This is a genomic window from Streptomyces sp. NPDC058872 (assembly GCF_042743065.1).
GTDB lineage: Bacteria > Actinomycetota > Actinomycetes > Streptomycetales > Streptomycetaceae > Streptomyces.
Genome location: NZ_JBHYMK010000057.1, coordinates 29,630 through 51,001, shown reverse-complemented (window position 1 = coordinate 51,001; position 21,372 = coordinate 29,630). Strand labels below are relative to the sequence as shown.

At 71.6% G+C, this 21,372-nt stretch carries 25 protein-coding genes; 7 read left to right on the top strand and 18 right to left on the bottom strand.

Features of this window, described 5'->3' with window-relative positions; all coding sequences use genetic code 11:
- Window positions 1–280: 280 nt before the first annotated feature.
- Entirely contained in the window at window positions 281–1,516 is a 1,236-nt protein-coding gene (locus ACFW22_RS28720; protein WP_386409894.1) for an erythromycin esterase family protein, read from the bottom strand.
- Window positions 1,517–1,786: 270 nt separating this feature from the next.
- Between ACFW22_RS28720 and ACFW22_RS28715 the strand changes: the two genes are divergently transcribed.
- Window positions 1,787–2,014, top strand: coding sequence for a hypothetical protein (locus ACFW22_RS28715; protein WP_384887814.1), 228 nt, complete (start codon window positions 1,787–1,789; stop codon window positions 2,012–2,014).
- Between the two features lie 15 nt (window positions 2,015–2,029).
- Window positions 2,030–2,401, top strand: coding sequence for a fic family toxin-antitoxin system, toxin component (locus ACFW22_RS28710; protein ID WP_386409892.1), 372 nt, complete (start codon window positions 2,030–2,032; stop codon window positions 2,399–2,401).
- Between the two features lie 100 nt (window positions 2,402–2,501).
- Here the strand turns inward: ACFW22_RS28710 and ACFW22_RS28705 are convergent, their stop codons facing one another.
- From ACFW22_RS28705 to ACFW22_RS28695, 3 genes are all read right to left on the bottom strand, one after another.
- Window positions 2,502–2,930: a nuclear transport factor 2 family protein gene (locus ACFW22_RS28705; RefSeq protein ID WP_386409890.1), complete on the bottom strand. Its 429-nt coding sequence runs from the start codon at window positions 2,928–2,930 to the stop codon at window positions 2,502–2,504.
- Window positions 2,931–3,166: 236 nt separating this feature from the next.
- Complete coding sequence (locus tag ACFW22_RS28700) at window positions 3,167–3,376, bottom strand: ferredoxin (protein ID WP_386409888.1); 210 nt, start codon at window positions 3,374–3,376, stop codon at window positions 3,167–3,169.
- Window positions 3,377–3,414: 38 nt separating this feature from the next.
- The gene (locus ACFW22_RS28695; RefSeq protein ID WP_386409886.1) at window positions 3,415–4,632 is read right to left on the bottom strand and encodes a cytochrome P450; all 1,218 of its coding nucleotides are present in this window, start codon (window positions 4,630–4,632) and stop codon (window positions 3,415–3,417) included.
- Between the two features lie 276 nt (window positions 4,633–4,908).
- On the opposite strand from ACFW22_RS28695, the gene ACFW22_RS28690 reads away from it, so the two are divergent.
- Window positions 4,909–5,346 carry a glutaredoxin domain-containing protein gene (locus tag ACFW22_RS28690; protein ID WP_386409884.1) on the top strand — a complete coding sequence of 146 codons (438 nt, stop codon included), beginning with the start codon at window positions 4,909–4,911 and terminating at the stop codon, window positions 5,344–5,346.
- Between the two features lie 132 nt (window positions 5,347–5,478).
- On the opposite strand, the gene sigJ is transcribed toward ACFW22_RS28690, so the two are convergent.
- On the bottom strand, window positions 5,479–6,423 hold the full coding sequence (gene sigJ, locus ACFW22_RS28685; RefSeq protein WP_386409882.1) for an RNA polymerase sigma factor SigJ: 945 nt from the start codon (window positions 6,421–6,423) through the stop codon (window positions 5,479–5,481).
- A 203-nt stretch (window positions 6,424–6,626) separates the two neighbouring features.
- Between sigJ and ACFW22_RS28680 the strand changes: the two genes are divergently transcribed.
- Window positions 6,627–7,043: a hypothetical protein gene (locus ACFW22_RS28680; protein WP_386409880.1), complete on the top strand. Its 417-nt coding sequence runs from the start codon at window positions 6,627–6,629 to the stop codon at window positions 7,041–7,043.
- An 83-nt stretch (window positions 7,044–7,126) separates the two neighbouring features.
- Here the strand turns inward: ACFW22_RS28680 and ACFW22_RS28675 are convergent, their stop codons facing one another.
- On the bottom strand, window positions 7,127–8,152 hold the full coding sequence (locus ACFW22_RS28675) for an ArsR/SmtB family transcription factor (protein WP_386409878.1): 1,026 nt from the start codon (window positions 8,150–8,152) through the stop codon (window positions 7,127–7,129).
- Window positions 8,153–8,302: 150 nt separating this feature from the next.
- Between ACFW22_RS28675 and ACFW22_RS28670 the strand changes: the two genes are divergently transcribed.
- Window positions 8,303–9,262, top strand: coding sequence for a hypothetical protein (locus ACFW22_RS28670; RefSeq protein WP_386409876.1), 960 nt, complete (start codon window positions 8,303–8,305; stop codon window positions 9,260–9,262).
- Between the two features lie 38 nt (window positions 9,263–9,300).
- On the opposite strand, the gene ACFW22_RS28665 is transcribed toward ACFW22_RS28670, so the two are convergent.
- From ACFW22_RS28665 to ACFW22_RS28630, 8 genes are all read right to left on the bottom strand, one after another.
- Complete coding sequence (locus tag ACFW22_RS28665; protein ID WP_386409874.1) at window positions 9,301–10,314, bottom strand: MBL fold metallo-hydrolase; 1,014 nt, start codon at window positions 10,312–10,314, stop codon at window positions 9,301–9,303.
- Entirely contained in the window at window positions 10,311–10,538 is a 228-nt protein-coding gene (locus ACFW22_RS28660) for a hypothetical protein (RefSeq protein WP_386409872.1), read from the bottom strand. The genes ACFW22_RS28665 and ACFW22_RS28660 overlap by 4 nt, the downstream gene beginning before the upstream one ends.
- A gap of 157 nt (window positions 10,539–10,695) precedes the next feature.
- Window positions 10,696–11,181 carry an SRPBCC family protein gene (locus ACFW22_RS28655; RefSeq protein WP_386409870.1) on the bottom strand — a complete coding sequence of 162 codons (486 nt, stop codon included), beginning with the start codon at window positions 11,179–11,181 and terminating at the stop codon, window positions 10,696–10,698.
- A gap of 66 nt (window positions 11,182–11,247) precedes the next feature.
- Window positions 11,248–11,661 carry a VOC family protein gene (locus tag ACFW22_RS28650; RefSeq protein ID WP_386409868.1) on the bottom strand — a complete coding sequence of 138 codons (414 nt, stop codon included), beginning with the start codon at window positions 11,659–11,661 and terminating at the stop codon, window positions 11,248–11,250.
- 294 nt (window positions 11,662–11,955) lie between these two features.
- On the bottom strand, window positions 11,956–13,140 hold the full coding sequence (locus ACFW22_RS28645) for an MFS transporter (RefSeq protein ID WP_386409866.1): 1,185 nt from the start codon (window positions 13,138–13,140) through the stop codon (window positions 11,956–11,958).
- A 194-nt stretch (window positions 13,141–13,334) separates the two neighbouring features.
- The gene (locus ACFW22_RS28640; protein WP_386409864.1) at window positions 13,335–14,459 is read right to left on the bottom strand and encodes an ABC transporter substrate-binding protein; all 1,125 of its coding nucleotides are present in this window, start codon (window positions 14,457–14,459) and stop codon (window positions 13,335–13,337) included.
- A gap of 241 nt (window positions 14,460–14,700) precedes the next feature.
- Complete coding sequence (locus ACFW22_RS28635) at window positions 14,701–15,210, bottom strand: hypothetical protein (RefSeq protein WP_386409862.1); 510 nt, start codon at window positions 15,208–15,210, stop codon at window positions 14,701–14,703.
- Window positions 15,211–15,379: 169 nt separating this feature from the next.
- Window positions 15,380–15,805, bottom strand: coding sequence for a tautomerase family protein (locus tag ACFW22_RS28630; protein ID WP_386409860.1), 426 nt, complete (start codon window positions 15,803–15,805; stop codon window positions 15,380–15,382).
- 152 nt (window positions 15,806–15,957) lie between these two features.
- Here ACFW22_RS28630 and ACFW22_RS28625 point away from each other — a divergent pair, with 152 nt between their 5' ends.
- Entirely contained in the window at window positions 15,958–16,440 is a 483-nt protein-coding gene (locus tag ACFW22_RS28625) for a winged helix-turn-helix transcriptional regulator (RefSeq protein WP_386409898.1), read from the top strand.
- 89 nt (window positions 16,441–16,529) lie between these two features.
- Here ACFW22_RS28625 and ACFW22_RS28620 read toward each other — a convergent pair whose 3' ends face one another.
- Entirely contained in the window at window positions 16,530–17,252 is a 723-nt protein-coding gene (locus ACFW22_RS28620; RefSeq protein ID WP_386409858.1) for a TetR/AcrR family transcriptional regulator, read from the bottom strand.
- 118 nt (window positions 17,253–17,370) lie between these two features.
- Here ACFW22_RS28620 and ACFW22_RS28615 point away from each other — a divergent pair, with 118 nt between their 5' ends.
- Window positions 17,371–18,594 carry a saccharopine dehydrogenase family protein gene (locus tag ACFW22_RS28615; protein WP_386409856.1) on the top strand — a complete coding sequence of 408 codons (1,224 nt, stop codon included), beginning with the start codon at window positions 17,371–17,373 and terminating at the stop codon, window positions 18,592–18,594.
- Window positions 18,595–18,833: 239 nt separating this feature from the next.
- Here ACFW22_RS28615 and ACFW22_RS28610 read toward each other — a convergent pair whose 3' ends face one another.
- The 3 genes from ACFW22_RS28610 to ACFW22_RS28600 form a co-directional block, all read right to left on the bottom strand.
- Window positions 18,834–19,988, bottom strand: coding sequence for a S1 family peptidase (locus ACFW22_RS28610; RefSeq protein WP_386409854.1), 1,155 nt, complete (start codon window positions 19,986–19,988; stop codon window positions 18,834–18,836).
- A gap of 663 nt (window positions 19,989–20,651) precedes the next feature.
- On the bottom strand, window positions 20,652–20,960 hold the full coding sequence (locus ACFW22_RS28605) for a hypothetical protein (RefSeq protein WP_386409852.1): 309 nt from the start codon (window positions 20,958–20,960) through the stop codon (window positions 20,652–20,654).
- Window positions 20,960–21,358, bottom strand: coding sequence for a hypothetical protein (locus ACFW22_RS28600; protein ID WP_386409850.1), 399 nt, complete (start codon window positions 21,356–21,358; stop codon window positions 20,960–20,962). Before ACFW22_RS28600 ends, ACFW22_RS28605 begins: the two co-directional genes overlap by 1 nt.
- Window positions 21,359–21,372 lie beyond the last annotated feature (14 nt).

The following is a 21,372-nucleotide window of genomic DNA, read 5'->3' as shown; positions in this document are numbered from 1 at the left end:
GTCACCCCCCCCCCCCCCCCCCCGGCCCCCGCGCCCGGCGGGGGCGCCGCGCCCCCCCCGGGGGGGCCCGGCGGGGGCGCCCCGCCGGCGCCCCCCGCCCGCCCCCGCCCCGCGACGCGTTTCCGATCGAGGCCGGGTGAGGGCCGGGACGATTCGCCGCCGTCGGGAAGGGGCCTTCGCCTTCCCGACGGGAACGGCCTCTTCCCGCATGGAGCCCGCAATCTTGTAGGGCCCTCCCCGAGAAGCGTCCTGGTAACGCACCTCCGGTACTGCTCCGTGCTCAGGCGGGGAACGGCAGGGAGGGGGACGACCGCGCGACGTAGGCGAGCCCGTCGAACGCAGCGGCCGGTGACAGCGGGCGCACCTGCCGTCGGTAGGACCAGCGCGGCGCCATGGCGCCGAAGCTCCGCGTGCCGTGGCTGCCGACGAGCCACTCCCGTACGGCCGTCGGTGCCGCGGCCGCACCGCGCAGGTCCACGAAGTGGTCGTCCGGGCGGGCCGCGCCGAGTCGGGCCTCCACGGTGCCGGCGGGGGCGGGACCGATCCGATGTGTGACGACGGGGCCTCCCCGGGGAGCGCGCCACGGGCCGGACCGCATGCGCCGGGCGCGGAACGAACCGCTGCCGAACAGCAGGCCGAGCGCGTAGTAGGTCGCGCCGCAACGGACACGGAGGTGCCGGCCCAAGGCGGGTGCGCCTCCGCGGAGGCTCGTGGAGACGTGCCCGTTGTGCGCCCAGAGGACGACCTTGGCCGACGGTTCGTCGAGCACCGTGCCCACGGCATCGGCCATGTACCGGTCCCGTACGGCGAAGGGCGCCCCTTCCGGGGCTGCCTGGTGCCTGTCGCGGGTGACCAGATCGGCCGCCCGGAGCAGGACGCCGGCGTGCTCCAGCGCCTCGGCCGCATCGGGGAAACGTTCCCGGAGGAACTCCAGCAGCTCTCGGGCCCGGCACACCAGGCGTCGCTCGGGGTCGGGCCGTGACCCCGGATGCGCCGTGGCGAGCACGCGGAGCGGGCGGAGGAGCTTCACCACCCGATCGGGGGCCGCCTCCTGCAAGAAGGAGTCGATCAGCACCAGGGAGTTGCCGCACCGCTGTGGGTCGATGCCGATGAAGCGCACCTTCTGCTCCTCGCTCCTCCCGCGGTTGTGAGCACGCATCCACTCGACCATGGCGAGCACCTCGTGGGTCCGCCACGTCCAGAACCCCAACCCGGCGATGGCCCGTGCGGCGTCGCCGACACCGTGACGGACGTACGCGTCGACGGCCGGTCCGGCCGAAGCGCTGGCCTCCATGGCCAAGGCGTTGAAGCCCAGCTCGGTCACCAAGAACTCCAAGAGGCGGTGCTTGAGCTGGAAGAACTCGCTCGTTCCGTGGGTGGCTTCGCCCAGGCCTACGACCCGTACTCCGGCGAGCACCTCCTTCAGCGGTTGAAGATCGACAGTGGGCCCACCGGCGCGGACGCCGGCCAACGGCAGTGCGGCATCGGCCAACCACCTCGTCACTTCGTCGGGCACGGGAGTCCTTCCCTCGCTGGGGTGTCCGTCGAAGCCGATCACATCCCCGGCCGGTCCGGAAGCGGGGCGGGGACGTGGGCCCCGGATCGGCGGGGGAGACTCCCGGCCCGCTGGTGAACGCTCCACCGGAGCGCTGATGGGCGGTCACGGGCACCGGGGATTCGGTTGCTCGGGCCACCCCGCCCCGTTCCCCCTGCGGGAGCAGCCGGTGGAGGACTTCGCTCGCCCCTTTGCCTCCCGGTACCGGGGACGTGCCGCTACCGTGGTGGCATGGCACGGGAGATCCGGATCGAGATCAGCGACGAGGCGTACGAGGCGCTGGAGCGCGCCGCCGCCGAGAGGCGCGTGGATGCCGAGGCGTATGCGAGCAGGGTGCTGGACGCAGACCTGACGCGAAGTCGTTTCCTGGAGGGGGCGCGGCAGTTCGTCGCCGAGCACGGCCAGGTCTTCGCCGACCGCTTCGGCGGCCCTGCCGGCCGCGGCGCCGACGCCGCCTGATCCGGAGCGCTCGGCATGTTCCTGCAGATCGACCTCTCCTTCCTGCTCGACATCGCCCAGCGCGAGATCCCGGGCGATCCCGAGATCTCCGACTGGGGCTCACTCGAAGCGGCTCGTGCCCGGCACGCGTTCCGGGTGATGGACACCCCGGTCTACGACCAGCCGCACCACCGCGCCGCCGCCCTCCTGGAACAACTGGTACGGATCCCGGCCCTGGAGCATTCGAACGAGCTGTACGGCATGACCGTGGCCGCCGCTTACCTCCACGCCTCCGGGCATCCGATCCGGGTCACGCCCAAGGAGGCCGTCGAACTCGTCGAGGAGGTCCTTGCCGGGCGCGCCGACGTGCGACGCATCGCAGATGCCCTGAAGGAATGGACGCACTGATTCTGTTCCGGCGGCGCTCGGGGCGTCCGGGACGTCCGTGCATCCCGCTACGTCCGGTGCGGACGCCTGCCGGCGACCTGCCCGGACGGGGCGGATCTGCTCATGAGGGTTCGGGGTGTGTGGAGTCCGCCGTCTCGACGGCACCGGAGGCCTCGGCCGCGATGCGGTCGAACTGGGATCCCATGGCCTCGGCCAGCGCCCGGGCCGCGGAGAGGGGGCGGACCATGACGGCGAAGTCGTCGATGAGGCCCTGCTCGTCGAGGTGGAGGAAGTCGCAGCCGTTGATGGTGCGGTCGCCGACCCGCGCCTCGAAGACGAGTGCGTGGTCGCGCCCGTCCTCGCTCGTGATCTCCCGTACGTAGTGGAAGTCGGTGAAGACGCGCGACACCCCTCGCAGGATGGCGGCCGTGATGGCCTTGCCGGTGTAGGGCGTGAAGGCCACCGGGCTGGTGAAGACGACCTCGTGGGCGAGCAACGCCTCGATCGCCTCGTGGTCATTCGCCTCGACGGCCTGACGGAACGCCTTCATATTCATCCCCGCAATTAGTCAACTAAATGAATAGATGGAGGGGACGGTACTGGTCGTGCGGAAAACTGTCCAGGTCGTCGTTGCCATGCCGGACGCCGTGACCGCGACCAAGGTGACGGGGCCTCCCCCGCACCTTCCCCTGCGCTTTCCCCGCGCTTTCCCCCGTACCCCCGCGGGTCGGTGCCACCTGCTGCGTCGACCCGCGGGGGCACGGTGTCCGGTGCGTCCGGAGAACCTCACCCCGGTACTTCGCCGGCGAGGTCCTGGACGGTGATCGCTCGTACGGGACAGGCGCGTGCCGCTTCCCGGACCAAGGGGGCGGTGACGGTCTCCCGTCCCGGGATGACGCTGCCGAAGCCGTCGTCGTCCTGGGCGAAGACGTCCGGCGAGGTCAGGGCGCACTGCCCCGCACCGATGCAGACGTTCTGGTCGATCGAGACGTGCACGTGAAGGGTTCCTTTCGCCCGGTGGCCTGTCGGGTGGCTCACCAGGTGACGGGGAGTTCGAGCATCCCCTGGATCGTGTCGCCCGGTTTGAAGGGGATCTCCTCGGCGGGAGCGGCCAGCCTCAACGTGGGCAGCCGGCGCACGAGGGTCCCGAGGGCGATCTCCAGCTCCGCGCGGGCCAGGTTCTGCCCGAGGCACTGGTGGATGCCGAAACCGAAGGCGACGTGGTGGCGGGAGGACCGCTCCCAGTCGAGGTGGTCCGGATCGCTGTAGGCGGAGGCGTCCCGGTTGATGACGGAGGTCGAGAACACCACGCCCTCGCCGGCTCGGATGACCGTCCCCGCGACGTCGACGTCCTCGCGGGCGACCCGGAGCAGTCCGTCCGCGATGGACAGGAACCGCAGCAGCTCCTCCACGGCGGCGGGAACGAGCCCGGGATCCGCGCGCAGCTCGGCCAGTCGCTCGGGGTGCCGCAGGAGCGTGAACGTGCCCAACGAGATCATGTTCGCGGTCGTCTCGTGCCCCGCGACCAGCAGGATCGTGGCGAGCTGCACCAGTTCGGCCCGATCGGGGCCGCCGTTCTCGCTCCGTGCCACCAGGTCGTCGAGGACGCCGACGTCGGGTTTAGACCGCTTGCGGTCGATCAGATGGCCGAGGTAGCCCTCCAGCCGTGCCAGTGCGTCCTCCGTGTCCGCGCCGGTCGGACCACGGAGGAGTCGGCGCGATTGCTCTTCGAAGAAGTCGTGGTCCTCGTACGGCACGCCGAGCAGGTCGCAGATGACGATCGAGGGCACCGGCAGCGCGAACGCGCTCACCAGCTCGGCCGGCGGCCCCTGCGCCTCCATCGCGTCCAAGAGCCGGTCCACCGTCTCCTGGATGCGGGGCCGCAGCGATTCGGCGCGCTTGAGGGTGAAGCTGGGGATCAGCAGCCGGCGCTGGGCACGGTGCTCGGGGTCGTCCCAGCCGAGCAGGGCCGCACGCCGTCGCCTGCGCAGGGCCACGGCCCGTTCCGTCGGCAAGGGGAAGTCGGTCCGGGTGGAATCGGTGGACAACCGCTGGTCCGCGAGCAAGGTGCGGGCGACTGCGTGCCCGGTGACGAGCCACACCCGGCGCCCGTCCCACAGGGTGACCCGTGACAGAGGGCTTTCTTCCCGGGGGCGCGGGTACGCGATGGGCGGATGGTAGGGGCAGGTCCGGTCCTGGGGGAACGCCACGGCTTGCGTCGCGGCTTCTGCTACGGCTTCGGCCTTCGTCACGGGGGCCTCGCTGGGGCTCGTTGACGGTCAGGGTGGTGGTGCCACCTCCACTACATGCCTCAGGCACCTATCTGGTCTACGAAGAGTTCGGCCATTCCACCGGAACGGGTGCCGCCCATACGGCAGGCGTCCCGGAAACGACGTGGCGACGGCCCCGGTGGCCACACGGCCCGAACGCTTCTGCGGATCACGTCGGTTCGTCCCCGGGGGACCGGTGAAGGCCCGGAAGGGACCGGGTCCGCGCGCGGACCACAGCCGTCGGTAGCCTCTTGCCCCATGATGCGTGCCTGGAACCCGTCGATGCTGTTCGCCCTGTGCGGCGCTCTCGTTGCCACGGGGATGTTCCTCAAGGGGGATCGAGCCGCAGCAGTGGTGGTGCTGCTGTTCTTCGTGCTGCTCGCGGTACTGAACTCGCCGCTGGTCTTCCCGAGGTCGACCGGCGTCCTGGAGGCGCGACGCCGCAGCGAGGCGGACGGACGGCCGATCGTCTTCTGGCGTCCCGGGTGCAGGTACTGCCTGAGCCTGCGCATCCGGCTGGGGCGTGATGCCCATCAGCTGCACTGGGTCAACATCTGGCGGGACCCTGCCGGCGCGGCGGCGGTGCGGGAGGCCAACGACGGCAACGAAACCGTGCCGACGGTCGTCGTGGCGGGCCGGCCGCACGTCAACCCCGATGTCACCTGGGTCCGCGAGCAGCTCGCCCGCCGGACGTGAGCCGCACGTTCCTTCCGGGTGAAGACCGGCCCGCCGATCGCCGCCGTCCCGATCGCGTTCGGCCGCCCGCCACCAGTCACAGCGAGGGCACCGCGTGGGCGTCCGGTTCGGGACGGCGTCACCCGGAGGACCTCAGTGCGGTCGGTCCTCCTTCCACGCGCGCAGCTTCTCCGGATTGCGGACCGCCCAAATGCGGTCGATGCGGCCCTCGGAGAGGTGGAACGCCGCCACGGTCACCGTGATGCCTGAGTGTTGGGCCACCAGGCCGGGCAGGCCGTTGACCGAGCGTTCCAGGAGCCTGAGCCCGGGGGCCTTGTCGGCGATGTGGGTGATGTACTGGGCGATGGACCCGCTGCCTTCGACGGGCCGCAGCACGGTTCCGACCATGCCTCCGCCGTCGGCCGTCATCCTGGCGTCCGGATCCAGCAGGCCGACGAGGCTCTTGATGTCCTTCGCCTCCCACGCCTCCTTGAAGTCCCTCACCAGGGAAGCCTGTTCGACCGTCGACACGGGGGGAGCCGCTTCGGCGCGGATGCGCCGCCGTGCCGAGGACGCCAGCTGTCGGCAGGCCGCGGACGACCGGCCGACGATCTCGGCGATCTCGACGAAGGGATAGCGGAAGACGTCGTGCAGCACGAACACCACGCGCTCGGCGGGAGTCATCGCCTCCAGCACCACGAGGAACGCCATGCTCACCGACTCGTCCAGGGTGACCCGATCGGCGGGATCGGACCGATCGCCGGCGCCGCGTACGCTGGACCATTCCGTGCGGTCGGGCAGCGGCTCCGGTATCCATGCCCCGACGTAGCGTTCGCGTCGCGCCCGAGCCGAGCCGAGCAGGTCCAGGCAGACACGGCTGGCCACCGTGGTCAGCCAGGCCCCGGGCGACGCGACGGCCTCCCGCTGCTGCCGGGTCATCGCGTACCAACGGGCGTAGGTCTCCTGGACGGCGTCCTCCGCCTCGGCCAGTGAACCGAGCATCCGGTAACCGAGGTTGAGCAGTTGGCGCTGCTCGCCGACGATCCTGCTCGGGTCCGGCTCGGACCGGTCGTGCACGAACTCGCTGAGGCTGTTCATGGTGGCGCTCGTTCTCCGGGTTCCTCGGTGGTTCTTCGGGGCTTCTCGGACCGACGTCGTTCCCGCTTCCCCGGCGGGACGACACGGTCGGGCGACACATCGGACGACCGCGCAGGCGTCCGCCTCACATTCCACGGCGCTGCGTCGTCGGACGGGAGAGACAGTACTGAGCCACCGCCGCGAGGCAGAAGAAGGAGCACCTCATGGCCACCACCGTACGGACCACGGCAGTTCGAACCGGCAACCGGACCTTCCTCCAGGTCGCGATCGCCTTGCAGACCCTCTTCCTCTTCTGCCAAGCGGTCACGGCAGGAATCCTGTTGTCCTCCTCCTACGGCGAGACGCTGCACGGCGTGGGGGCGCGGGTGATGTACGCGGCCTCCATGCTGTACGTGCTGGCAGCCGTCCTGGCCTGGCGTCCCGGCGGCGGATCGCCCCGTCAGATCCTCTACGCGACGGGTTTCCTGCTCCTCGCCTCGCTACAGGTCGTGCTGGGCATCGCCCGGGTGCCGTCCCTCCACGTTCCGCTCGGAGTTCTGATGTTCGGGCTGAGCGTCCTGGCGCTGGGACGGATCCTTTCCGCGCGGAGCCAGAGCCGCGGTGCAGCGGGTCGGCCGTAACCACCCTGCGATCTCTGTGCGTTGCTCCTGGCCTCGCCGCGGTTCCGACCCGTTCGACGTCCCCGTCGTGCGGTCCGGAACGCTCAGAGCCCGGCCAGTAGGGAGCGGCCGAGGGGAGTGAGGCTGTGGAGCACCGCCGTGCCGGTCCGGACGGTGTCGACCAGGCCCGCGCTCCGCAGCACGCCCGCGTGCTGGCTGGCTGCCGCGAGGGAGATGGAGGCCCGGTCGGCGAGGGCGGTGGTGGTGGCGGGGGAGCGCAGGAGCGCGAGCACGCGGGCCCGGGTGCGGCCCAACAGCGCCGCGAGCGCATCCGGCCGGTCATCGCCGCCGCCCGCCGGGACCGCACTGCCGTCGTCGTGCAGGGGGTAGACGAGGACGGTCGGCTCCTCGGACCGGTACATCACCATCGGACCGGTCGCGAACCACGAGGGGACGAGCAGCAGCCCCCGCCCGCACAGCGGAATGTCGTACGTCGACGCAGAGGGCAGGTGCAGCGTCGGGGGCTGCCACCTCCACGTCGTCCCCAGGGTGGTCAGCAAGGCGTCCACGCCGCCCCGCAGCAGCATCTCGGACCGCAGCGCGCGATCCGTGAGCGCGTCCCGGCGGATGCGGGGCCAGAGCGGCTCCACCGACGTCTCGAAGTAGCGCCGGGCGTCCTCGCGCAGCACCCGGCACGCAGTGGGAGAACCCTGGGCGAGTTCGCGGGCCCAGCGGCCCGGTCGGTGCAGACCGCCGTTCCAACCGGAAACCTCCGGGATCCCGAGATCCCGTGCGAACCGTTCGGTGGGCGTCGATGCCGCGGCGTCCAGTGCGCCGGCGAAGTCGTGCACCGCCGGCTGAAGGAGGAAGTCCGGTACGAACCCCTCCTCGGCGAGCAACTCGACCAGCACGCCGCCCCGGGGGCCGGGGCCTCCGTGCAGGGAGCGGTGCCACTGGCGGGCGGCCGGCCGTGGACGGTGCAGCAGCCCGACACCCGTGCCGCGGCCCCCGGGACCACGGTCCAGGTCCATGCCCAGGCGCAGACTGAGGGCGGCTTCCGCCAGTGCGTTGACCGCTGGGGCGAGGGTGATGCGGCGGAGGTCGGCGGCCGTGAAGTGAAGGCGGATCATGTCGGCCGATTATCGGTCGGACGGGCCCGTTTCCCCAGGGGCGGGCGAGAACCCTTTCAGCCAGACATGAAAGGCCATGCGCCCGACGCGATGACACCGCACGCTCCTGTTCGTCCCCCTCACCCGACGATCCCCACGGAGGCCGTGCCGATGCAGCGCACCACCGCCCGAACCGTCCGTCTCACCGCCGCGCTCCTGCTCACGGCCTTCGCGAGCGCTCCCGCTCCCGCCGCAGCACGAGACCTGCCCGACGCCTACGTCGTCTCCCGAGCTCCCGGAGTGCTCCCCGAAGGGATCACGATCACTCCCGGCGGCACCGTGTACGTCTCTTCGGACGGGCGGGGCACCCTGTTCCGGGGCCGCGTGGACGGGCCGGAGCTGGAGCCCTTCCCCGCGCACGGCCTCGAGCACCGCACCAGCACGCTCGGTGTGCACACCGACCGGCGCGGGCGCGTCTTCTCCGTGGGCGGCGCGACCCTGACCGTCCACGACGGCCACGGACGGCTCCTCGCCCTCCGCACGGCACGCAGCGGACCGCTCGGTCCGCCCCGTTTGAACGACCTGGTCGTGACCAAGGACGCGGTCTACGCGACCGACTGGGCCAACCCCGTCATCCACCGGGCCGAAATCAAGGGCTCCGAACTCGGGCCCTTCGAACCCTGGCTCGACATCCGCGCCGCCTTCCCGCAGTTCCCCGCCCAGTACTGGCTCCTGAACGGCATCGTCGCCGATGAAACGGGCACCACGCTCCTGGTGGCGTCGAACGGCACCGAGGCCGTCTGGCGGATCGACACGACCGATGGGGCGGTCAGCCGCCTCGACCTGGGGGAGGAGTCCTTCGGCCCCGACGGCATGGTGTTGCACGGGCGGACGCTGTACGCCGTGCTCAACTACGGCGCTCCTCAGGGGGTCTACATCGCCCGACTCGACGAGGGGCTGCGCACCGGGACGGTGACCCACCGCCTCACCGACGGTCCCTTCGACCTGCCGACCACCCTTGCGAGGCACGACTGCCGCCTCTACGTGGTCAACAGCCAGCTCGACGAGCCGCCGGGCCTGCCCCCCTACACCGTGAGCGCGATCGACGACCCCGTGTGTGACGTCCGATGACCCGTGCGGGCCCGGAGTCGGTGTCGACCGCGCGCACGTCAGCGCGGTTCTGACACCGGCCACGCACGCGGGTAGGGCACGCGCAGCGACTCGGCCGCCACGGGGGTGTGGCCCGCCGCTGCGCGCAGCCGACCGTCACGCCGCACGATCCCGCCGCTGGCCAACATGGTGGTGACCAACTCGGTGACGAGGGCCTCGGGCGCGAGCCGTAGCAAGCGTGCGGCGTCCGTCAGCCATGCGCGTGCACGGAGGTACTGCTCCACCTCGTCCACCGGCATGCCGTCACGGATCATCAGGGCGAAGGCGAAGATCCGACGGGCGCCGTACCAGACGGCCCCGTCGGGGTCGTCGACGAGTCTCCGGCCCCGGCGGAGGGCGGCGGCGAGGGCGGCCCCGGGGTCCGTGGGGATCGGGCCGTGGGAGGGGAGGATCACGCGCGGATCGAGGTCGGCCATGCGGTGGAGGGACGCGAGCGCGATGCTCGCAGCCCCGGGCCCGTCGACAGCGAGGTTGACCCAGCCGACATCGTGGTCCGACAGGGCGTCGCCCACCATGAGCAGACGTTCTTCCGGATGCCACAGGGCCAGGTGGCCGGGCGTGTGACCGGGGGTGCGGACGACCTCCCAGTCCTGGTCGCCGAGGCGGAGGAGCTGTCCGTCGTCGAGCGGTACGTCCACGTCGTACGGCGTGACGGGTTGGTCCAAGTACTCCGCCGCACAGCAGCCCGGATCCCGGCGTGAGATCGCCTCGGCCTCCGGAGCGCCGGCGGCCACGGCGGCGCCGCCCGCCCGGAGGAGGGCGTTCGCGCCGACGTGGTCGGCGTGCCAGTGCGTGTTCACGACCAGGTCGATGCGTCCGGCGTGCGCCCGGGCCCAGGCCACGGTGTCCGCGGCGTCACTGACGAACCCGGAGTCGACCAGGGCCGGTTGACTTCCGGCCAGCAGGAGCGTGTTGGCGTTGGGGAACGGCCGCTGCCACCAGGTGGCCCAGGTCGGCAGCGCCGGTGGTGCGGACGCACCCCGCGGCCCCGTCGCTTCTGTCTGCCGGCTCACTGCTCGGGTCCCTTCGTGCCGCCGGGACCCACGAGGGGGAGGGAGGCGGCGGGGCGGTGCACCGGATCCCGCTCGTCGGCGTCCACGGGGAGACGCGCCGCTTTCTGCCGCGACCTGTCGTGCACGTGTTCTCCCTCGACGTCGACGAACATCACGGTCAGGGCGGTGGATCGGAGGAGGACGGCCCCGTCGGGCCAACGGGACTGCCGCCGAAGGGAATCCACCGGTGACGATCATCATGTCATCGGCTGCCCGGCTGGGCACACCGGTCGCCCGTGGCGGGCAGTCCGTCGTGCCGCCCCGTCCGCGGTGATCGGGCGCCCAAGCGGTGTCCCGCCCTGGACCACCCCGTTCGACCCCGCGACGCGGTGCGGAACGCACTCAGGACGTCGGGGTCGCGGCCCGTGCGATGCGTTCGAGGGTGGTGCGCATTCCGGACCGGTTGAGGGCGACCCGGCGTGTGGGGTTCGTCCCGGCGAAGACGGTTCCGAGGAAATCGGCGACGCGGGCCCGGCGCCCGGTGGTCCGCAGGTCCTGCCAGAACTCGGTGATCCGCGTCCCCGCACCCTCGGGTTCGAACCGGTAGCCCCAGCGCGCGATCGGCAGCCCGAAGGCGCCGATGTCGAACACGAACTCGCTGTTGGTGCGCATCAGGGTCACACGGCCGAGGGTGGGCCAGACGAACGGGCCGCGCCGGTTGAACCCGATGAACCGGCTGCCGGCGCGGAGGGGAGGCCGCAACACCCACACGGACCGGCACTCGGGGCTCCACCGCCCCATGTTCCGCAGGTCCGACACCAGGCGGTAGACGGCCGCCGGCGGTGCGTCGACGATCGTGCTCTCCTCCAGGCTCCACTGCCGGCCCATGACCCGCTCCCCTCGCCCCGTGCGACACCCCACCCGTCCCTACTCACGGGTACGTTAGCGGGTGCGTCACCCGTTCGCGCGCGGAGCCCCGGAACCGGCCTCGACGTCCTGCGGGTACCAACGCAGCTCGACCGTATTGCCGTCGGGGTCCTGCACGTAGATCGACTCGGCGGAGCCACGTGCGCCCCAGCGCGGCACCGGGCCTTCGAGGACCTCGAAGCTGCCGGAATCGATGACCTCCTGCCAGTCGAGCGGGTCCACGACCAGACAGATGTGATCGACGTTGGACTCGCCCCGCGGACGGGAGAAGAGGTCGATGACGGTGCTCCCGTCTATGCGCACGGAAGGGAACGACACCTTGCCGGCCCGCCATTCCTCGACCCGCTCGGGTGCGAGCCCCAGCAGGCCGGTGTAGAACTCCAGGGCCTTGTCCACGTCGGTCACGTTGAGCACCAGGTGGTCGAGGGCTTTGACGCGCATGGGTGGTCCATTGCCTTTCCGGAGTCGAACGGGAACCCGACGATCATGTGCGAGAGGACGGTCGTGAGCAAGGGCTCCGCCCGCTCACGATCCGGAGCGATTCCATCCGGCAAGTCCGGTGCGCCCACCGCGACGCACCGCGGCCCGGTGCTCCGGTACGGGCCGCGGCGGCCGGTTCAGGAGGAGCCCTCCGGTCGAGAAGGGAACGGAGCGATCGTCCGCACCGCTGGAGCAGGGGGCCGGCAGGACCCGGACGGGCGCGGTTCCCCGTCGCCCGTTCCGTCACGCTGCTCCTCATCGCCGGCCCGTCCGCCCGAGCAGGTACGCGGTCGCCGAGGCGACCAGCAACACCATGCAGCCGGTGAACACCAGACCGGCCTCTTCCAGGCCGAGTGGTTCGGACAGTGCGCCGACTCCGATGACGGGGATCGAGATGCCCGTGTACGCGACCACGAACAGGGCCGAGATCACTGCCGCACGTTGCTCGACCGGTGCGCCCGTGGCAACGGCCGACAAGGCCGCGCGGAAGGAGAGTCCCTGCCCGACTCCGCCGATGACCGCAGCCAGTACCACCAGGACCAACAGGGAGGCGACGAGTGCCCCCGCGAGGAAGGAGAGACCGGCGAAGAGCACCGCACAGCCCAGCGGTAGGGACCGGGCCACTCCGAAGCGGCTGACTCCGAGCTGACCTGCGATGGAGGCGAAGAAGGCGAGCGCGACGACGAGGCCGCTCACCGCGTGGCTGTCCACCTGCAGGGAACGGGAGAGGAAGGCCGGGCTGATGGAGGTGAACACGCCGAACAGGGCGAATCCCGCGAACGATGCGATCGCCGCCGGCACGAACACCGGTCGGACCTGCATCGGCAGCGCCGGCCGCTGCGGTCGCACGGCGCCCCACGGCTGCCGTTCGCGCACCGTTTCCGGCAGCCCCAGGAGGAGGACGGCCGACAGGGCAACCAGGGCGAGGTGCACGGCGAACGGAAGCAGCAGCGGCTCGGGCGCGTACTCCGCGAGCACCCCGGCGAGCAGGGGGCCGCACCCCAGGCCGCCCATGTTGGCGGCCGTCGCCACGAGTGTGGCCCGGGACCCTCCGCCGGGCGGAGCGAGGTCCATGACGTACGCGGTGGCGGCACCGGTGAAGAGACCCGCCGACAGGCCCGACAGCAACCGCCCCGCGTACAACCAGGGGAGACCGTCGGCGAACAGGAAGCAGAGGGCGCTCGCCGCGGCGAACCCCAGGCCCCCGTACAAGGTCGGTCTTCTGCCGACGGCGTCGGAGGCGTTGCCCGCGAGGAGCAGGGCCCCGATGACGCCGAAGGCGTAGACGGCGTACACGACGGTCACGGTCAGTTCGGAGAAGCCGAACTCGTCCTGGTAGAGCGGGTAGAGGGGGGTGGGCAGCGTGGTGCCGGTCATGCCCACGATGAACACGGCCCCGGCGAGCAGACACGGGAGCCATCCCCGGCGATCAGCAACCATGGGGCCGACGGTATCTCCGGGGGGTCTTCCCGCCCCGTCGACGCAACGCCGGGTCCGGGGGACGTTCGGAAGCGTTCCTCTCCGGCCTCCGGGGCCGGTCCGTCGGCTGCCGCGGGGACGCGCGCCGAGGCCGCCGTGCGCTGACGCCGCCAGCACTCAGCCCTTTACACGGGCCCCGCTGGTGACGCGGGTGCTCAGTCCGTGTGGAGGACCCGGAAGCGGCCGGGTGCCGCAGGGTCGCGATCGGCTATCTGGACGGGCGCCCATGTCCACTGCCGGACACCGGTCTCCGGCGTGCGGGAGAAGCCGATCGGGCCGCGGGTCCCCTCGACCTGCAGGTGCGGCCATGACGCAGCGATCGCCGCCCGGTCCGTACCGTGGGAACGCAGGGCCTCGACGAGAACGGTGACGGTGTCCCAGCCTTCGAAGGCGACGAAGGAGGGCGCTTCGCCGAGGTCGCCCTCGAGTTGCTTCTCCACGTGCTCGGCGAGCGGGCCGAAGTGCGCGGGCAGATAGCGAAGGAACGGAACCCCGGCGCCGGCCCCGCCCAGCCGGGCGACCCATCCGGCGAACTCGGGTTGTCCCGCAGGGGCGCCGATCAGGAGTTCCGCCAGTCGACCGTCACTCCGCACCGCCTTGACGAGGGACACCGCCGGTTCCGGATGGCCCACGAGCAGGAGCAGTGCCGTCGCCTCGTGCGCGACGAGGGCGTCACAGAGTGCTTCGGGGGTGAGCGCATGGGCGTCGAGTTCCACGACGGTTCCCCCGTGGACGGCGAGTCGGTCCCGGAGGACACGCGCACCGGAGGCCCAGTAGACGCTCGGTTGGGTTGCCAGGGCGATCCGCTTCCGGCCCGAGGCGAGGAGGAAGTCCGCGTAGAGGCGCCAGCCGCGGGATTGGACCGGAGCCACGCGCGCGACCCACTCCGTCGTCCCCTCGGTGAGTGCGTCGAGCACGGCCGACGAGCAGAGGAACGGCACGCCGAGGGCGTCGGCCCGGGTGGCAGCGGCACGTGCGACGACGCTGTGGTACTCGCCCACCAGGGCGGCCACGCCCAGGTCCGTCAGTTCTTCCACGGCCGCCGCGGCCCGCTCCGGGTCGGCCGCGGTGTCCCGGACCACCAGTTCCAGCGGCCGGCCGCCGATTCCACCGGCGTCGTTGGCCTCGCGGACGGCCAGGTCGAGTCCTGCGAGCAGGTGGCGACCCGCTTCGACCCAGCCCGGCGGCGACAAGGGGACGAGGGCGCCCACCCGCACGGGTGAGCGGTCCGCCTTCCCGTCCGTGAACGGAGAACACGGTGCGTTCTTCGGCGTGTTCATTGCTTCGGGTCTCCTCAGGGGCGATGTGGGTGTGGCCCGCCCGGGAAGCGTACGGGCCGCGACCGAGGGGGTTCGCTCCCCGGAGCGCGCCATCGTGCACTCGGGCGGTCATGCCGGTCACTCGGGCGGCCATGCCGGTCATGGGAACCCGCAGCCGAACCGAGGGGCAAGCGATGATCGGGGCGTCGAGACGCTGTCCCGAGGTCGGGCCCGGCGGTCACGTCGTCGGTCACGTCGCCGGTCACGGTCCGGCAGTCCTCCCGTTGCGCTGCCGCTTGCCCCGGGGGTGACGCGGACGGACCGGGGCGCTGAGATCGCCCACGGCCGCACGGATGTGGGCGGGGCCGCTCGGCCGGTCGCCGGCGCACCACCAGGAGAGCCGTCCGTCCACCTCGCACGGGTGCATGCCGAGGTCGTGCTCGTCGCACAGGGGCCACGCCTGCCAGAGGAGCTCGGTGATCGTGTCCTGCGCGGCGTCGGCGACGGCCCGCAGCGCCTGGGCGGGGTCGTCGTCGGATTCCGGCATCAGGGAGTTGCCGTGCCATTGGCCGTTGGCCAGGGCCACGTGGACGGCCTCGGCCTCGTCCGCGTGGTCCGAGGGCAGCCCCATCAATTGCAGGGGCTCTTGATCGGGCAAGGTCGCCGTGAGGTCACGGTTGACGAGGGCGAGGGCCGTGTCCAGGAGCGGATGCTCGCCGAGCGGGATCCGGCGGGGCCTGAAGGATGCGAAGGAGCCGTCCACGGGGGTCATTGTGCAGGGTCGGGTTCTGCGGGCAGGGCGGAGGGGCGGGACGGAGGGGGCGTGGGGCCCTCGCGCCTCGATTCCGCCTGCTGTGGAGAAGCGGCGCCATCGAGGTCCGCGCTGCCGGTCGGTCGGGCTTCAGACGATCCCCACTGCGAGGAAGTGGCCCCGGGAGGGCTCAGTAGGGGGTCGTCCGGTTCTCTTCCGCCCAATGGCGTTCGGCCGTCGAGCCCCCCGGAGGGGGCACCAGTCCGTTGATCATCCAGAGGTCGTCACTGGTCTCGTCCACGTGGAACTCCCAGTGGAGTGCGGTGTGCCGTTCGAGGTGGGGTCGCAGCATCTGCCGGATCCAGCGGGCCGTGCGCCGCCTTCCCTCCTCGTCGGGATTGTGCCGGGCGATGTGGTCGATGCTGATGCGGACCCCGAGTGGAGTGGGGAGACCTCCGACGTGGAAGTCCTCCGGCCGGGTCTCGTGGAAGAGCGTGATCACGTAGAACCTGGGCAGGCCGACCTTCGCGTAGTGATCCGTGATGGCCGAGGCGAGTCGCTGCTTCTCCTCGTCGGAGAAGACGCCCGGCGTGTGGTGAATGGTCCACAGTGGCATGGCGGTTCGGTGCTCCTTCGTGGGGTCCGGCTTGCGGGCGACGGGGACAGGGGCACCTGGGGGAGCCCCTTGCTGGGTAACGCTCTCATTAGTCAGATGCAAGCACGGCATGGCTGAGTAACGCAAGCATTAGTTAAAATGGGTGGGTGGCAATGAAGTTCGAAGAGAGGCTCCGTGACCGTGACGCCTGGTCGATCGGCGACGGCTGCTCGGCGGGGCGGGTGCTCGACCTGCTGAGCACCCGTACGGTCTTCATGGTCGTGCGCGAGTGCTTCTATGGAACGACCAGGTTCGAAGACTTCGTGGCGAGGGTCGGGACCTCCGCACCGGCACTCTCGCGCGCGCTCAAGCAGCTGGAGTCCGCGGGAGTGGTGATCCGCACGCCCTACCGGGAGCCCGGCAAGCGGGCTCGTGACGAATACCGCCTGACCGCGGCGGGGGAGGACCTGCTGCCGGTGTTCCTGTCGCTGATCCAGTGGGGGGACAAGTACCTCCAGGGAGGCCATCCGCCCCTGTCCTTCGTCGAGGCGGACGGCGGGCGCCCGCTGGGCGTCCGCGTGACTGCAGAACCGGTGCCCGAGCCCCCCTCCGAAGACATCGAGATCCGGCTACACCCCGACTGGGGCAGCAGTTGATGCCCGCTCCCGGCGGGGTCGGGCGGCGATCGGAGAGGCAGGGACGGGCGACCAACGGCGAGGACGCCCCGCTCCGCGGGCGGGCGCCGTCACTTCCCGTCGACGCGCTCGCGCGCGTCGACCAGTCGCGCCTCTGCCCTGTGGAGCAGGGTGTCCAGGACGACCGGGTACGCACTGTCGTTCATGCGGTCCGCCAGTAGCCCCGCGACGGCGGCGATGTGCGGATGGGTCTCGGGCGGCAATCGCGCGTAGGTGGAGGTCCACATCTCCTCGTCCGCCTCCCTGACCTCGTCCTTGACGGCCAGCGCGCCCGCGTCCAGGGCGGCGAACGCGAGCGTCAGGTCGATGAAGGCGTGGTACACGCCGACGGCGTCGACGTCGCTGAACCCCGCACCGCGCAGGATGCCCAGGATCGTCTCGTCCACCTCGATCTCACGGGGGCGGCCGGTGACGCGACTGGCGGTCAACAGGGCGGCTTGCGGATGGGCGAGGTAGGAGGCGTGGACGGCCAGGCCCAGGGCGCGGAGGTCGGAACGCCAATTCCCGGTGGACGTCCAACTGTCCAGGGCCCGTCCCATCAGCTCTTCGCCGATCGCCCGGGTCAATCCGTCCAGGCCCTGGAAGTACCGGTACAAGGTGCTCGGATCGGCGCCGAGCGCGGCACCGAGCCGGCGGGCGGTCAGCCCGGCACTGCCGTGCTCGCGCAGCATCCGCAGGGCCGTCTGCACGATCAGGCGCTCCGACAGCACGGTGCCCTGTCGGGTCGGCCGCCGTCTGCGCCGCTCGGCCTCCGGAACCACCTTCTTCGGCACCGCGTCTCCGCTCCCTCAGCGCTTATGCCAACGCCGTAGACCTTAACCAACCGCATCCTGTTGCATCGAGCCGTCCCCGGGTTCCGTCCCGGATCGTCTCGACGAAAGCGTGTGTGACATGCGTGTACTTCTGGTGGGTGCGGGCGGCGTCGGAACCGCCGTCACCCGTATCGCGGCCCGCCGTGACTTCCTGACCCACATGGTCGTCGCCGACTACGACCCGGACCGCGCGCAGGCGGCCGTGGCCGCGCTCGACGACCCGGACGGCCGCTTCAGCGCGCGTCGCCTCGACGCCTCGGACGAGGCCGCGGTGTCCCGGCTCCTGAGCGAGGAGAACTGCGACGTGCTGCTGAACGCGACCGACCCCCGGTTCGTGATGCCGTTGTTCAACGCCGCGCTCGCGGCGGGCACGCACTACATGGACATGGCGATGTCGCTCTCCGTGCCGCACCCGGCCGCGCCCTACGAGCAGTGCGGAGTCAAGCTCGGTGACGAGCAGTTCGCCCTGGCCGAGGCGTGGGAGGACGCCGACCGCCTGGCCCTGGTGGGCATCGGCGTGGAGCCGGGACTGTCCGACGTGTTCGCGCGGTACGCCGCCGATGAGCTCTTCGACGAGATCGAGGAGCTCGGAGTCCGCGACGGCGCGAACCTCACCGTCGAGGGCCATGACTTCGCCCCGTCCTTCAGCATCTGGACCACCATCGAGGAATGCCTGAACCCGCCCGTCGTCTACGAGAAGGAGCGCGGCTGGTTCACCACGGCGCCGTTCAGCGAACCGGAGGTCTTCGACTTCCCCGAGGGCATCGGCCCGGTCGAGTGCGTGAACGTCGAGCACGAGGAGGTCCTCCTCATGCCCCGCTGGGTCGATGCCCGTCGGGTGACGTTCAAGTACGGCCTCGGAGACGACTTCATCGCGAAGCTGAAGACGCTGCACCAGCTGGGGCTCGACTCCACGGCGAAGGTCACCGTTCCGGGAGCCGACGGACCGGTCCGGGTCTCCCCGCGCGACGTGGTCGCCGCCTGTCTGCCCGACCCGGCCACCCTGGGCGACCGCATGAAGGGCAAGACCTGCGCGGGCACCTGGGTCAAGGGGACCAAGGACGGCACGGAGCGCGAGGTGTACCTGTACCACGTGGTCGACAACGAGTGGTCGATGCGCGAGTACGGTTCCCAGGCCGTGGTCTGGCAGACCGCGCTCAATCCGGTGATCGCCCTGGAGTTGATCGCGGCCGGTGTCTGGAAGGCCAGCGGGGTCCTCGGCCCGGAGGCCCTGCCGCCGCGTCCGTTCCTCGACCTGCTCGCCGACTACGGGGCGCCCTGGGGCCTGCGCGAGGAGGGCTGAGCCCTCCTGTCGGCCCTCCCCGGGGGGCCTGTTGCCCTGCCCGGGGAAAGCGGCCCGGGCCGCACGCTCTCCGGCGGACGGTCGCGGCCGTGTGCAGTCCGGCAGTCCCGGGGCCGAGCCGTTCCCGGCCCCGGGACTGCCGGGCGCCCGCACCGCGAGGTCGTGCAGGGGCGCGGTGCCGGCGTCGAATCCCCTCGCTCCCCTCGTCGGCGGCGAGGCCGTGCGACGGTCGCAGGGGCTCAGGCGGTGTGCAGCGTCAGACCGTAGCGACCGAGGATCTCGTTGATCGGTTGGAACCACGTCTGGCCGCCGGAGGAACAGTTGCCCCAACCGCCGGAGGTGACCCCCTGCGCCTGGTCGCCGCTGATGAACGAGCCGCCGGAATCACCGCCTTCTGCGCAGACGCTGGTCTTCGTCATCTGGTAAACCGCGCCCTGGCTGTAGTTGACGGTCTCGTTCTTGGCGAGGACACTGCCGCAGTGCCAGTGGGTCGTCGATCCGGAGCGGCAGATGGACGCCCCCACCGGCGCCTCGGCGGAGCCCCGCACCAGTCGGTCCGGGACGGTTCCCCAACCGAGCACGACCGGTACGGTCCACCAGCCGCTGTGGATCCCCACGTACGCGTAGTCGTTGCCGGGGAACGAGGAGCCCCGGAAGGTTCCCATGGCCGATCCGTCCCAGCCCCGCACCGCGTCTCCGGCGCGTCCGCAGTGCCCCGCGGTCACGAAGCCGCCGTACACGGAGAAGCCGATCGAGCAGCGGACGTTGCCGGTGTAGTACGGGTCGCCGCCGACGGTGCCCGCCGCGTGCGTGCGCGGCGCTTCGGCCGTTTCGGCGAGGGTCACGGGGCCGCCGGCCCGGGCGCGATCGACGAAGGCGCGCACGGAGGGCGCCTCCCGCTCGCCCCGTACGACGGTGACGACGAGGCTGTTGGCGCGGGGGTCGACGTGCCAGCCGGCGACACCGGCGGGTGCGTCGAGTCCGTCCAGGCGTGCCTTGGCCCGGTCCAGAGAGGCGGCACTGTGCCGGACCAGCCGCGTGTCCGCGCCCAGCGCCCGCACCTCGGCCTCCTCCGCACGGTCGGTCACGGCGACGACGAGGCGGCCGGTGGCAGGCTCGAACCAGGAGCCGCCGTATGCGCCGCCGACGGCTTCTTTGGCGGCCTTCTCGATGTCCGCGGCGGTCTTTTCGGCGCGGAGTCGTTCTTCGGCCTGGGAAGCGGTGAGGCCGAGGTCCCGACGCATGGCGTCGAGCAGCCCGGCCGATGCGGACGGCTGGCCGGCCCTTGCCTCCGGGATCTCGGAGGCTTTTGCGGCGCCGGTCTGGGCGGCGCCGAGGGCAAGGCCGAGGAGCAGGGCGGTGACGGCGGCGCGCAGGGGAGTGGTGCGTTGCACGAGACCTCCTGGTGTGGGGAGCCGTAACGGTGAGAGCGCTCTCAAGAAACGCTGCGCGTCACGTTAACGGGCCTTGCTTGTCAGGTCCAGACCAGAATTCGGCCTGGGGTGTCCGGTCGGGCACGGGTCGTCCGTCCCGGCCGAGGTGCGATCCGTCACGGCGCGGACCTTGCTTCCCGAAGCGGTCCCGGTGCGCTCGCCGGTCCGCCGGACCGCCTGAACTCCTCCGGCCGCGAGGGGGCGTTCCGGCCGGACGTGCAACGAGACCGCCAACACCCCGTGCTGATGCACCGTCACTCCGGACCGGTCCGATGGACGGGGCCCGGCCCCGGAGCCGCCCGAGGACCCCGGTGCTCCGGTCGGCCGGCCCGTCGCACGGAAGGGCGGTGCTGCAGGGCGGCGATGACGGAAACACACTGCTCGGAGACGGGAGGAGCCGCAGCTCCCATCGGGCCAGGAGCATCCGGCCACCCTGATGACCCCGTGCGGTCGCCGAGGTGCTTGCCGGGATTGCCCCGCACCGGGCCCCTTGTGCCGGTGGAGGCGTCTCCGGCCGGCACGGAGCCCGGTGCGGGGCACCCGGCCCCGGCCTGGCTCGTGTCCGGGCCGGCCGGCGACAGCCGTGGCTTCGCCCGGACCAGCCCGGTCTCCCGTCCGGGGGGGCTACCCGTCCGAGTCGGCGTCGGCGTCGGCGTCGTTCGCGACGGACTCGGCACCGTCCAAGAGCTCCTGCATCCGCGCGAGTTCCTCCTGATCCACCGGAGCGGGACCCGCGGGGGAACCACTCACGGCAGGGGACCGGGTGGTGTCCTGGACGGTTGCGGAGCCCGAGGTGTTCGCCGGCCCGCCGCCCTTGCCCTCCGGCGCCCGGCCGTCCGTGTCACCGGCCCCTCCGGCACAGCCTCCGAGGAGGAGCGCGGTCAGCGTGGCCGCCACCAGGGCGGCACGCCGGCCTCGACGAGACGGTCGCATCAGTTCTGGCTGCCGTTCTTGTTCGCCTCGCACCAACCCTTGACCGCGGCCACATCCTTCTGGCGCTGTTCAAGCGTGGTCCTGAGGGCCTTGCGCGCAGTGAGCCGGTGATCGAGAAGCGTGTGGACCTCGGCGTGACCGGCCTCCTCGGCAGCGGCCACCCGGCCCTCCAGGCGGGCCAGCGACCCCCGCTCGTCGGCATCGCCGCTCATCCGCTCCAGGGCCCGCTGGATACGCTTCTCGATCTTGGGGACGCGCTTGCACAGGGCCTCCGCGCCGTCGCCGGAACGGCCGGTCTCCCGGGACGGAGAGCCACCGTCGGCCACGGCGGTCCCGGCTCCGGAGAGCAAGGAGCCGAGCACGACCAACGACACGGCGGCCTTCTTGAACCTTGGCATGGGAAATCCTCCAC